Annotated in this window: 11 protein-coding genes; 4 read left to right on the forward strand and 7 right to left on the reverse strand. The window is 39.1% G+C overall.

Going from position 1 to position 13333, the window contains the following annotated elements; genetic code table 11:
* Window positions 1–835: WD40 repeat domain-containing protein (locus tag V7K69_RS06010; protein WP_335032291.1), on the forward strand; the 835-nt coding region annotated here is incomplete at its 5' end.
* Window positions 836–1177: 342 nt separating this feature from the next.
* Window positions 1178–2572: an MATE family efflux transporter gene (locus tag V7K69_RS06015; protein WP_335032293.1), complete on the forward strand. Its 1395-nt coding sequence runs from the start codon at window positions 1178–1180 to the stop codon at window positions 2570–2572.
* A gap of 133 nt (window positions 2573–2705) precedes the next feature.
* On the opposite strand, the gene V7K69_RS06020 is transcribed toward V7K69_RS06015, so the two are convergent.
* From V7K69_RS06020 to V7K69_RS06030, 3 genes are all read right to left on the reverse strand, one after another.
* A complete protein-coding gene (locus tag V7K69_RS06020; protein ID WP_335032295.1) occupies window positions 2706–3695 on the reverse strand; it encodes a D-alanine--D-alanine ligase family protein in 990 nt (329 codons plus the stop codon).
* Window positions 3696–3785: 90 nt separating this feature from the next.
* Window positions 3786–4223 carry an SET domain-containing protein gene (locus V7K69_RS06025; protein ID WP_335032297.1) on the reverse strand — a complete coding sequence of 146 codons (438 nt, stop codon included), beginning with the start codon at window positions 4221–4223 and terminating at the stop codon, window positions 3786–3788.
* A gap of 74 nt (window positions 4224–4297) precedes the next feature.
* The gene (locus tag V7K69_RS06030) at window positions 4298–5458 is read right to left on the reverse strand and encodes a KamA family radical SAM protein (RefSeq protein ID WP_335032299.1); all 1161 of its coding nucleotides are present in this window, start codon (window positions 5456–5458) and stop codon (window positions 4298–4300) included.
* Window positions 5459–6049: 591 nt separating this feature from the next.
* Here V7K69_RS06030 and V7K69_RS06035 point away from each other — a divergent pair.
* Both V7K69_RS06035 and V7K69_RS06040 read left to right on the forward strand, forming a co-directional pair.
* The gene (locus V7K69_RS06035; protein ID WP_335032301.1) at window positions 6050–7714 is read left to right on the forward strand and encodes a mechanosensitive ion channel family protein; all 1665 of its coding nucleotides are present in this window, start codon (window positions 6050–6052) and stop codon (window positions 7712–7714) included.
* Window positions 7715–7883: 169 nt separating this feature from the next.
* Window positions 7884–8090, forward strand: a complete 207-nt coding sequence (locus V7K69_RS06040; protein WP_335032303.1) for a four helix bundle protein — start codon at window positions 7884–7886, stop codon at window positions 8088–8090.
* A gap of 263 nt (window positions 8091–8353) precedes the next feature.
* Here V7K69_RS06040 and V7K69_RS06045 read toward each other — a convergent pair whose 3' ends face one another.
* From V7K69_RS06045 to V7K69_RS32895, 4 genes are all read right to left on the reverse strand, one after another.
* On the reverse strand, window positions 8354–9787 hold the full coding sequence (locus V7K69_RS06045) for an AAA-like domain-containing protein (protein WP_335032305.1): 1434 nt from the start codon (window positions 9785–9787) through the stop codon (window positions 8354–8356).
* Window positions 9788–10358: 571 nt separating this feature from the next.
* The gene (locus tag V7K69_RS06050) at window positions 10359–11519 is read right to left on the reverse strand and encodes an AAA-like domain-containing protein (RefSeq protein ID WP_335032307.1); all 1161 of its coding nucleotides are present in this window, start codon (window positions 11517–11519) and stop codon (window positions 10359–10361) included.
* A gap of 254 nt (window positions 11520–11773) precedes the next feature.
* Window positions 11774–12499, reverse strand: coding sequence for an alanine--tRNA ligase-related protein (locus V7K69_RS06055; protein ID WP_335032309.1), 726 nt, complete (start codon window positions 12497–12499; stop codon window positions 11774–11776).
* A 375-nt stretch (window positions 12500–12874) separates the two neighbouring features.
* Window positions 12875–13240: a 2OG-Fe(II)-dependent halogenase WelO5 family protein gene (locus tag V7K69_RS32895; protein WP_442936122.1), complete on the reverse strand. Its 366-nt coding sequence runs from the start codon at window positions 13238–13240 to the stop codon at window positions 12875–12877.
* Window positions 13241–13333 lie beyond the last annotated feature (93 nt).

The raw sequence follows: 13333 nt of genomic DNA on the forward strand, positions 1-13333 counted from the left end.
TGGGCAAAGGCTGGCTTCTGCAAGTTATGACAACACAATCAAACTCTGGGATGTGGCCACTGGTAAAGCTGTGCAAACCCTGACTGGGCATAGCAGTGCGGTCAGTAGCGTGGTGTTCAGCCCCGATGGGCAAAGGCTGGCTTCTGCAAGTTCTGACAACACGATCAAACTCTGGGATGTGGCCACAGGCAAAGCTGTGCAAACCCTGACTGGGCATAGCGATTCGGTCAATAGCGTGGTGTTCAGCCCCGATGGGCAAAGGCTGGCTTCTGCAAGTAATGACAACACGATCAAACTCTGGGATATCGCCACAGGCAAAGCTGTGCAAACCCTGACTGGGCATAGCAGTGCGGTCAGTAGCGTGGTGTTCAGCCCCGATGGGCAAAGGCTGGCTTCTGCAAGTGATGACAAGACGATCAAACTCTGGGATGTCGCCACTGGCAAAGCTGTGCAAACCCTGACTGGGCATAGCAATTGGGTCAGTAGCGTGGTGTTCAGCCCCGATGGGCAAAGGCTGGCTTCTGCAAGTTCTGACAAGACGATAATTATATGGAATTTGGATTTAAATAAGTTAGTCAAAGATGGTTGTCGCTTGCTCAACAATTATTTGGTTGTCCATCCTGAAGTGCTGCAAGAAGTAACGGAATGCCAAACTCCGCCTCGCCTATTGCAAGCCGCGACAGTATTAGTTATCCAAGGTGAGAAGTTAGCGCGAAATGATGATATTAATGGCGCTGTTGCAAAGTTTGACAAAGCACAGCAGTGGGATAATAAATTAAAGTTTGATTCTCAGGCGAGAGCGAAAGAGTTGGCAAATCAAAGTAAGGTAAAATGAGGCTCTTTTAGTTGTATAAAGTTTTTTCAAAAATAAAATAAGAGTTCTATAGGATTACTATTTGATTTTTGAACAAAATTAGGTATGTAGAGTGTGTTAGAACGGAGTTCGTAACGCACTATGATCATGGGTTTGATGCGTTACGCTGTCGCTAACACATCCTACGTATATTTTCAGCAATCAAACCGGATTCCTATATAGTAATTTATAACAGCAACATAACAAGAAATCATGATGAGCTTTTATTTATGCTCACCTTATAAATAGTATTTATATATTAAAACATCCTAATATATTAAATATTACTTTTTTAGCACCCTTTTTAATTGTTATTTGTACCCGATGGAGTTAAGTTTACAAGAATTTAAGTCAAAACTGATATTAGAAGTCCAAGCCTGCCTGCAATTGGCAGTTCCTCTAGTAATTACTCAAATATTAGAAGCGGGCATTCCTTTATTAGATGGGGTGATGATGGGCTTACTTAACAGCCAAGCTTTAGCTGCGGGTGCTTTAGGCGCTGTTACCTTTTCGACTCTAGCTTCCATTTGTCGTTCTATTCTTTCAGCCGCAGGTGTGACTGTCGCAAATGCTTTTGGTGCAGGAAAAATAGACCAAATTAGCCGTGCTACCGGTCAAGGAATTTGGTTAGCTGTGACGATGTGCTTACCTGTGATGTTTATCATTTGGCACTTTGACTATATCTTGCTGCTGACTGGTCAAGAAGAAAGCAATGTCTTATTGGCTCAAACATATTTGCGGTCTATTGTTTGGGGCTTTCCTGCTGCGCTCGGTTTTTGTATCTTAAAAGAAGTTAGCTCTGCCCTCAATCGTCCTCAATTCTTAACAGTAATTACTGTGACTGGACTATTATTAAACGCAGTTGCTAATTACGTGCTAATGTTCGGTGAATTTGGTTTACCTGCTCTTGGTTTAGCCGGTATCGGTTGGGCAAGTACACTAATTTTTTGGCTGAATTTTATCGCCGCCGCCAGTTGGATTTGCTTCGATAACTACTTTAAAGACTACCAGCTTGATTTAGCTCTAAATCAGTTCGATAAAGATATGTTTTTAGATATCTTCCAAACTGGGTGGTTTTTGGGATTGCAGTATGGAGCCGAAATTGGAGTATTCACAGCCACGGCTTTAATGATGGGGTGGTTTGGGACAGATACGTTAGCAGCCCATGAAATTACCGTTGAAACAGAAAGTTTTGTCGAAACGGTGTCTATCGGTATTTCCTATGCCGTCACGATGAGAGTAGGGCAACTGAGGGGACAAGATGATCTCAAGGGTGCAAGTAGAGCGGGATTTGTCTGTATTGGGCTTGTTATTCCCTTTGTAAGCATTGTGGCACTAATTTTTTTGCTGTTTCCCAAATACATTGTGGCAATGTATTTGGACACCAGTAATTTGGATAATATCGAGATAGTTAAAACGGCAATTCCTTTCTTAGCTGCGGGGGCATTAGTCCAGATATTTTATTCTATTCAGACTATTGCTGCTGGTGCTTTAATCGGGTTAAAGGATACTAAAGTACCCGTGTTAATCACTATGTTTGCTTACTGGGTGCTAGGTCTAGGCGGGGGCTATCTGCTGGCATTCACTTTAGGTTGGGGTGCTATAGGTTTATGGTTGGGTTTAGTAGTGGGGTTACTCATAGGTGCAGTGCTTTTAACTTGGCGTTTTTATTGGCTGACGCGAATCTATCCCACTACGGTAGGGGATATCGGAAGTTAAAGCTTTTATACAAGATGCTGCACGGAATGGCACTAAGATAAGCGCAAACCCCTGATTTAACTGGCTTTTGAGTGTGGGGAGTGTGGGGAGCCAGATTTTTTCCCCATCCTCCCACACCTCCCACACCTCCCTTTCAACATTTGTACCTTTGCCATGCAGACTCGACTATTTCAGCAATGATTTCTGTGTATGTCACGCCACCCAAACGTCCCATAATTGGCAAGTCTGAGCGGATATGATGTAGCCCTGGCAATGGGTTAACCTCCAGAAAATGTAAGGTTCCATGAACATCGCAGCGTAGATCCACGCGAGCAGCATCACGGCAACCAAGGGTATGGTAAGCATCTAGCGCCAGCTGCCTTGCCTGTGCTGCCAGTGGTTCGGGATCTATGAGCAAACAATAAGATACCCGTTCCAAATACTCATCTTTGTTGAGGGTGGTATAAGCGGAGGTTTCCGCTTGATCTGTAAAAATTACTTCCATCACGCCTACTACCCGTGAATTACTGCCGTTGCCAACAATACCCACTGTTAATTCTCGACCGGGAAGAAAGGTTTCTACGAGTACTGGTTGCAGAAAAAGTTCGCGTAATAATTCATAAGTATTTACTAGCTCTTGGCGTTCTTTGACAAGAGAACGCCCAGTTACGCCTTTAGAACTGCCCTCCGCTACAGGCTTGAGGAAAAGTGGCATTGGCAACGACACGGCTATTGCTTCTGCGGTATTACTCACCACCTCAAAGGGGGCTGTTGGCAAACCGCGATCGCGCACTACTCTTTTCGCCAGCGCCTTGTCTAGCGTTAAGGCGCACGTGAGCGGATCGGAAAAGGTATAAGGTTGAGCGAATAATTCGCAGACTGCCGGGACTTGGGCTTCACGAGAGCGACCCTGCACACCCTCAGCAATATTGAAAACCAGATCCCAGCGATCGCCTTTTGCCAAGTGCAATGCGAGTTCTCTACCATTGCCGATACGTTCAACCTGATGACCTAACTCAAATAGTGCAGCTTCCAAACCGATGATAGTTTCTTCATCGTCGAACTCCATCACCTCAGAAGCACTGAAACCAGCCTTCAGGTAGTCTGCTTTCAGGTCATAACACAGACCAATTAATAACCCCATAACTCTATAATTCCCAATGAAAAAGCTTTCTCTGTTAGCTTTAATGTCCAAATTAGGTGTCTTAATTAAGGAATTCCGATTACTAAATCCTTAATTAAGTGAAAATATTTCATCAACAACATCAAACCATATAGGAGATTTATCATCAGGAGAGCCGTTGTAATTGGCAGTTATTTCTTCTCCCGCTTTTATATCTCGGTAGGCAATCAGATCCAACTCTCGGTCGGCGAATTTTTTCACATAATAAGTATTGGGATGGTAAGAATGGTTGAGCAAGGAAGAGAAACCTAGAGCGATCGCCGCAGCTTTATCTTCCCAATCGTAGTAATAGTTGCCCAAAATTGTTTTATCTAGGAATTCAACCTGTTCTGTAGGTATAACAACAACTGGAACTGTCTCAATGATCTCTCCTTTCAAAAAGCGTTTCTGTGCGAAGACACCCCGACCTTTTAGGTTTGTATTACCAACAATCAACATTTCAACTAATCTCCTGCGATTACTTAGTTTTTTGGCTGGCCAAGAACTCAACAGAATCATTCCAACTGGCTCTTTTAGATGATGGCGATCAACTTGTGTACAAATATATAGTGTTAGCTATAGTGTTAGCCCTGCTCTACTGGATCTACATAGGTGTATGTCTTACCTGCCCAATTTTTCACTGTAGCTGTGCCCTTTTCATAAGCAAGTAGAGTCTCGGCTTGAATTGGGACTTTGCCACCACCACCAGGGGCATCAATTACATAGGTTGGTACAGCATAGCCAGTGGTATGACCACGCAATTTAGAAATTAAATCAAGCCCAGTTTGTACACTCGTTCGCAGATGTGCAGTACCAACAACTGGATCGCATTGATAAAGATAATAGGGTCGCACGCGCAGCTTGAGAAGACCGTGAAACAACTGCTTGAGAGCCTGTTCAGAGTCATTCACACCTTTTAACAGCACGGTTTGACTGCCTAGAGGAATGCCACCATCAGCTAGGCGATCGCAAGCTTGTGCCACTTCTGGGGTAAGTTCCCGCACATGACAAAAGTGCAAAGACAGCCACACGCGATGTTTACGAAGTAAGGCAACGAGTTCTGGTGTAATTCGCTGCGGTAAAAAACTCGGCACACGAGAACCAATTCGGATAAATTCAATATGCCTAATGGCACGTAGCCGTCCAAGCAAATTGTCTAAAGGTTCATCAGACATCAACAGAGGATCGCCACCAGAAATTAGGACATCACGGATCTCGGTGTGTTCCTCCAGGTAAGCAGCGATCGCATCCAAGCGCCGGGTTACTGGGTACATCTCACCTTGACTCACCAAACGAGAGCGGGTGCAGTAACGACAATATGCAGCGCAAGTGTCTAGAGCAAGCAGCAACACCCGATCAGGATAGCGGTGTACGAGTCCTGGTACTGGACTGTCGTGATCTTCACCGCATGGATCTACCATGTCTGCTGTACTAACTATTAGTTCTTCTTTCCGTGGTATCACTTGTAAGCGTAGTGGGCAAAAGGGATCTTCTGGATCGAGTAGTGATGCAAAGTATGGAGTTACGGCGACAGCAAACTTCTCTGGTGCGATTAAAAGTCCCTGTTCTTCGGTAACACTCAGCCTTAATAATCGCTGAAAGTGTTCTAGCTTCGTCAACCGATGCCGCATTTGCCAGCGCCAATCGTTCCAGCGTTCTTGGTTGTAAGTCTCTCCCAAAATCTGACAAATTTCTTCACATCGAACATCGGTTACTAAAGGAGCTAAAGTAGTGTTTTTGAGCATGATTAGAACTAAATTAAGCTGAAAATGATAAATCAATCACCACAGCCTAGCTTGCATTTATCATAATTACTGCGATCGCACTCGTTACAATCTATACCCAGAATAGGTTTCGGGAATTTTTGACAGGTTATTTTTTGATACAGTGTCAATACTTCTCAGGTTTTGGGGAAAAGGGGAAGAATCGTCTATGCCTTCTCACTAGACATCGTACAGAAAAACTGTAGTAGCGCGATCGCTATTATCCCCAATGCAATCTGATTAACTGAATGCCAAAATTCATTTCGCAAGCTCTTTTGTTAGAAAAGTGACTGTTGAGGGAAAACTTAAAGCAAGACTCGGTGTGGAGACAGTGGCTGTAATTTGTCAGCCCCTGTATCTAGCCTAAATGCTTTCATACACCAATCCTGCTCACCTTTTGATATCCTCCGATTAACGAAGGTGAAGCCAGGAAAGCATCTTCATATTCTGCGTATTTTACGGAAAGATTTTACAGATTTACTACTGCGACAAAGGATTGTAATTCCCCACCAAATTCTCTCAATCCCCAATTCAACAACTTATTTTAAATTGTAATACTTGAAGTAGACACCAATGAATTATATTCTGATCGCCAAAGCAGCAGAATCTGCATCAAAATCTTCTGTAGTACCAGCACCTCCGGCTTTCCCAACGAGCGCACAAATTAGCTCTTGCTTTTATACATTTGGCACATCCATAGTTGTTGCCTTTGTACTCTACATATTACTATTCTATCTACTGCGATCGTTTCTTCGCCGCACAGAAAAAGATACAGCCGTGTTTATCCTGGGGATGTTACAAATCCCTGTAATCGTTATTTTTATCCTTGCAAGTCTAAAACTCTCACTGACTCAACTAGAAACAAAAGGAATTATTAATTGGATTGATCGAGGACTCACAGCTTGTCTAATTCTGGCTTTGACTTATGGGATAAATGTGTTGTTTACCGAAGCAGCAATTTACTACTTAAAAGTCTATGCCCGTAAAACTGAGGCTGTTTGGGATGACGTATTAATTCCATTACTCCAAAATTTTATCCCAGTCATCACTTATGTAATTGGAATATCTCTCTTTTTTACTACCCTTGGGTTTGATTTAACAGGAATTGGGCTAGCAATCGGTAGTATTACTGTAGTATTAGGACTGGCAGTAAAAGATATTTTAAGCGATTTTTTTAGTGGTTTGGTTTTGTTAGTTGATACACCTTTTAGATTTGGAGATGTGATCTCCATGCCAGATGGTTCAATTGCAATTATCAAACATATTGGTATCAGAGTAACCAAACTATATTTGATTAACGAGCATTGCGAGGTGTATATACCAAACACAACTTTAGGAAGCCAAAATATAGTCAATCTTAGCCGTCCTACAACTCACTATGCTTATACAATTCAAGTCTCAGTTAGAGTTGACGCTGATGCCGTTGTAGCAACAAATATTCTGCAACAAATTATCATTGGTCATCCAGATACATTAGGTAATATTGATGAAAAACTTCAACATTTGGACAGTTTTGCTGCATTGAGAGAAGCAGAGGGTGATAAACTATCAAAAAAAGAAGCTGGACGGCTACGTTTATTAGTTGAAAAAGATGTTAACAGTCAACTAAAAAAAGTTGAACAAGCGTTTGAAGATTTTGTTAGAGAAGTGAAGAAGCTAGAAAAAAGTGGATTGAATTCAGAAGAACTGGGAAATTTACAAAAAAGTTATCTTGAAATATTAAATTTTGTAGGACTAGTAGCTATCACAGAACGTAAGGAAAATAAGGGCAAATGGCTGCGATCGCGTCTAGAAGAACAAATACAGACTGAAAAACCAACTCTAATTAGCTTGATTCGCCAATGGTATAAAACTTGGTTAAAAGACCCCGACTTAGTAATTGAAGACCAACATCTTTTACCCGATGAGTGGGAGCAGAAAATTGAACTTATGAAAATTAAATTAAATAAATTATTTCAGAAAATCTTAAATCCAGGCGTAGACGAAAGCAGATTAGATGACTACTCATTAAAATTTGTCGAATGGTTACATGATAGTTTTAAAGAGTCTAATACTACCTGGAAAGAACCACAAGTTCAGCTAACTGATATCCAAGGCTCTGCTATGCAATTTTCTGTGAGATTCTACGTTGATAATATTCAGTTAGAACATTGGCGGCGCGGAAACCGCATCCAAAATGAGGTGCGTCGAGAGATGGTACGGCGCTTAAGACAGGCTTATATCTACACATTAGGATAATTACTTCCGGTTCGCCTGTTTGTTCAGGAAGAAGTGCAGACTGCGCCGGACTGGGCTTGAGTAAAATTTGCAGTGGGAAAAGTTATTTTTCGCGTTCTTTAAGTAATGAATAATGAGTAAATATCCATTATTTATAAAGCAAAATTGAATTACCACATCTTTTTTATCCATGATTAATTATAACGCAAATATCAGTATTCAAGAAAGAACAGAAAATTTTGTAACAAGAGTTGTCAAAGCTTATTCTGAACAAAACAAAAGACCTTTTGACGATACTGGTAAAATCTTGTCTAAACAATTTTTAAGAAGCGGGACATCAATAGGTGCAAACTGTTCAGAAGCTAAATATGCACAATCAGATATAAGTATTCTATAGCTTTAAAGGAAGCCAATGAAACCCTTTATTGGATAAAAATAATGATAAAATCGGAGTCGGTGTCAAAATAAAAATTTCAAAATCTGATAGAAGAGAATGAAAGGATTATTAAGATATTAACAACTTCAATCAACAAATTGAAAGAAAAATAAAAAATAATCCACTCATTACTCATTACTCATTTAATTTGGTTCACCGATGATGACACCAAAACTGTATGAATAAAAATGGGTAAATCTCATCAAAGCCAACACCCTAGTGCCTTACTGTTGCTCTACCAAACAATTAATTGTCGATAGCTGTTTTGCAAAGTAGACTTGGTAGAGTCCGTAACGAGGTAAGACGCGATCGCCCTCAAAGCGAATTAATCCCAATCCTTCAAGCTTGTAAGTATCAATAGGATTAAGAGAAATACCTTGCTTTGCTGCCAGAATTTCAGCATAAGTCTTTGCCAGTCTAGGATTTTCTTGTAGTTTGATCAACTGTCGCCATAAATGATCGCGGTAGATGCCACCATTGGCGATCGCTTCCTCTATTATTTCTTGCACGGTCATTTCTTGAGACCTAAGATAGTACAAACTAATCTGAATTAGTGCTGGATGTCCCCCTATTAGTGACATTAGTTGAGCAAAATCTTTAGCTTTAAACGAGTCTAAACTATATCGCCTAGCTAAATCTTCTACTTGTGGTTGAGTAAAATCGTTCAGACGAATAGGTAGACCAATATTAAAAGGAGAAAGGTTAATATCCATAGAGATGTACTCTTCGGTTGAGTAAACCATTACTAACCTCAGCTTTTGCCACTTGGGATTGTGTCGTGATTCCTCACACCATGACCGCAACAATGCAAAAAACTCATGACAAATGTGAGGATATTCAAAAAAACGGTCAATTTCATTCAACACTAAAACTATTGGGCTTTGACATTGTTCGAGCAAATAGTTTTCTAAATAGAAGCCGCTACTCAAGTTGTAGCCAATTTCTTCATTCCACTTTTCCTTGAGGTTGGGTTCAATACCCAACCCTGTTGCAATTTTCCAGCAAAGACGACGCAACAGTTTATTTAAATCAGTTAGACACTCACTATCGAATTGGTAGCAATTCAGATTCACAGTCTGATATCCAAGTTTTTGTGCAAAGGCACAAAGCCGCAATACAAGAGAACTTTTACCCATCTGTTTGGGCGACTTAATCCGCATCACGCAGCCACTAGTAGTTAATTCTCGATAAACCTTTCTCTCTAGTGGAGGACGTTCAATATAAAAGTGAGAATCTAAAGGTACGGGGCCATCCGGGTATGACCAAAGATTTTCTATCTGTTCAGTTTGTATGTGATGTTCTTTGACAAGTGAGGTTAATTCGGAACGTTGAGATAAATTTTCTTCTATATTTGCAATAGACAACAACTCAGATGTTTCAGTCTCATTTGCTTTGTTGACTATAGTGTAGTCTTCGCTGTGTAATTCTAGATTAAAAGCGCTAAAGCAGAGTTTTATAGTCTTTTGATCTACACTTTCACTTAAAGACCATAATTTACTCAAAGTTCTACTAGAAACATGAATGCGTGAGCTTATTTCTTCTAAACTCAAGTGTTCGCCTTTATTTTCTACTATCTCCACAGAAAGAATTGCTGATTGTAAGCGTTTAATTCCTGTGGAAGTTAGTACCACTCCCCGTTTACGTTTATTTTTATACATTGCTGTTCCAAGTATTTATAATAAATGAGTGTCACAAGCAATAATTTTTTCTATTTTCATACTGAAAGTGGAATTTAACGTAGCAATTTCTGATACACTCTTATTTAATTTTTCCTAAAATTCATTGGAACTCTAGTAAACTAAGTTACATTATACTAGCTTGATAGTAAACACTGACATCAATATATATTTATCCTACTTTTCCCACTTGTCCTACTTTTGCACTCGCTGTTTTGATGGTTGTCTTGCAAAAACTCTCTGAAGAAATGAAAACCTTGTATTTACCTGAATTTGTTCAGATGTAATTAAATAATGTAATATTTTTAACTTGTATAATTTTTGACTTTTTCTTGGGGTGTTGCAAAAATATTATCGCTTTAGTAGAACTATATGTACCAAGTATTAATAGTTGTGGAACTACCTGTAATCAAAACTTGGTTGAAAACTTGGCAGAAATTATGCACAAGAAAAGTCCACAGATATAGAATGTATGATCTAGTGGCAATTTATACTTATTTATTACACAAGCAATGCAGGACTTATCTAACAGATGTATTCTGATTACTAGCTTCTACGAAGAAAAGGGAAGATTTTCTAACTGTTTTAATACCCATTGAGGAGTGAAAACACTCCGGTAAATCGGATTTTTAACTCTCAAATAGCCATTATAATTTCCCACCAAACCACATAGTAACAGTTGCGTCTGTTCTTCACTATCATCGGCTGGTATCAAGTTGTCTATCGGGTTCCTATTCCTTAGTTCCTCTACTTGTAATACCCGTTGATAAATGTTTAATAACTTTCCTGCTTTATATTCGTCAAAAAGTAAACGATCTCTTATGGTACGGAGATGTTCAGGTTCATCTTGGAATTCCCAATGTTGAATAATGCGCGATCGCACCAATTGTTCTACCCAATATCCTTCAGTACCGTTCGGTATGCTCATTGTTTCCTTATAACTTTCTAAGGCAACTTGCACAACTAACTGACAAAGCTTTTGGGTGAGAAACGGCTGTCCTTTTGTCCAATGGATAATATGCAGCAATATTGCCTGTGGCTGACTGATTACTTCTTCTAAACCTTCAAGTAGGGGCATAACTTCATGGAATTGAAAGTCACATAACTTAATCGCTTGACCAATGTTAAAGGGAGTTCGATGGGGATCAGCAATTAAGTTAGATGGACTGGCTACACCAAACAAAGCAAAACTCAAGCGTTGAAAGCTTGGGTTGTGTGCTTGCTGCTCATAACAGTAACGAATCCAGATAAAAAAATCATTGACCGGAAAATTCAAACTTAGCAGGCTATTAATATTATCGATAAAGATGAAAATGCGATTATTTTGAATTTCTTTCAGCAATACCTGTTCAACAAATTGATACAGTTGTTGTACAGGATCAAGCCCTGATTGTTGCTCCCAACAACTCTCAAAATTTACCTGTTGTGTCAGATTTAGCTTGTGAAAAAGGCTAAAAATAATGCCTTTATACCATTGTATAGGTGTAATTTGATTAGTACTTAATAGAGCTAAACCCAGATAAAGACATATATGATTTTCTTTTTCTAACCGATGAATAGTCCGGTGTAGTAGAGATGATTTGCCTGTTTGATGGGAATTGAAGACATAACAAAAATCTCCTGTTTTTAATCCAGTATAAAGTTGTTCATCTGCTTGACGGACAATATATGTAGAGTCATCATACTTCAGGCTACCACCGACTTGATATCTCATAGTCAAGTCAATTACTATAAATAGGGATACTTGTATCTGTGAAACGATATTTTTTTAAAACTCAATGTTTTGACAGATTTTAGATTTTATTTCTATTCTTTTTAAGATTTTTTAAGTGTTAAATGTCTTTACAGTATAACACCAGGAACTACTCTAAGTTTCGGTAGCAAACATGGGTTGATAAATTAAAATAATGATCCAATAATTCTAAATCAAGGAAATATGATTGTTACCTTGTAATAAAAAGCCTAAATTTACTCAAATTTATAACTGATCTTGAGATTTCCTTTTTGACGTTTTGCTTTAGTAATTACTACACTTTTTAATTCATTAAGTGATTTTAAATGAGTTCCTCCACATGGAGTTGGATGAAGATTGCCAATTGTTACTACTCTCAAAGGTTTTCCTGGAGGTAAATTATTGGAGATATTAGACCAACGTACTGCTAATTCTTCAGGCGTAATTAGTAAAGCTTCTACACTGCTAACTTCATTTAAAGCTTCACTAATTTTTGCATTAACTTCAGCAATAAATGTTTCCATATTTTCAAACGAAGGGCTTCCTTGAAACTCTACATAGGAACCATCTGGAAAATGATACCCTTTAACTGCGATTAAATTTTTATCAAGGGATTCGACTATGGTGTACATAAGATGTCCAGCTGTATGAGCCTTAGTATTCTGCATACGACGGGCTTCATCAACATATAAAGTTACTTCTTCGCCTTTTTCTAAAGATACAGATGAAAAATCCCCATAATGACGAACATCTCCATCTACAAAGCTTACGAAAGTGATTGAAAGCTGAACTCCTTTTGCTTCTATAGTGCCTATATCAGAGGGCTGACCACCACCCTGTGGATAAAACACTGTGCTATCGAGTACACAATAAGAACCCCGTTCATCATTGGTAACATACTCAATATGAGCCTTATCAGTGAATTTATAGGTATCTTCAAGATAAGTAAGTACTGTGGACATAGATAAATCTCTCTACTTGAATTTAATAACGATTATTGAAAAAATACAATAAATCAGGAATAAATAAAGTATCTAAATAGCCAGTTAATACTTAGGTTATCGTTCAGAGATTGGGAAATCCTGGCATTAAGTTTGACTGAAGGCATACAGTAGTCGAAATTTCAAATTTTAGTGTATTCTAGCAATTATATTAAGCTATTACAAGTTATCATAATCTGTGATGTCAATTTCGTCTCCTATTAAAGTATGTTTTGAACTGATTAATATTTAGATTAATAAATTAAGCAAGTCTGTGAGAAAAATTCAATGTATATGAATAAATATAAATTAGCTGGAAATATTAGCACCGACTTACTTATAGGTTCTAATTTGCCTTTACGACCAAAAGACTAAATCACCTCCTGGCATTTTTCCAATAAAAGAGCTAATTGTTATACGTTCTCCAATGCCTGGTAAGACTTCATGAAAATTACGGCTGTTAAAGATGACCAAATCTCCTGTGAGTGGAATATTATGTTTTACTTCTGAGGTGGCTATTAAGGAATAATCGTAGCCATACGAACCAGGATTTTTATATTTTTCATCTTCAGGATGCCACTGTCGGTTGTAGACCTTGCATACACCTCCTTGGCTAGGCGCTTTTACATAGAGATTCCATACTAACTGTGAGGTAATATTTCCTATTCCCCAATCTGGAGCATCTAACCCTGCAAAGTCTATGTGTAGTAAGGCAACATTAATAGTAACCGTTCACACGATAAGAAACGCTACAGTCAAAAATGGGTTACTGAGGTGGTAGATTAAGAGGCATGGATGAAAACTGCCTCGCCTACG

Source organism: Nostoc sp., from assembly GCF_036917775.1.
GTDB lineage: Bacteria > Cyanobacteriota > Cyanobacteriia > Cyanobacteriales > Nostocaceae > Nostoc.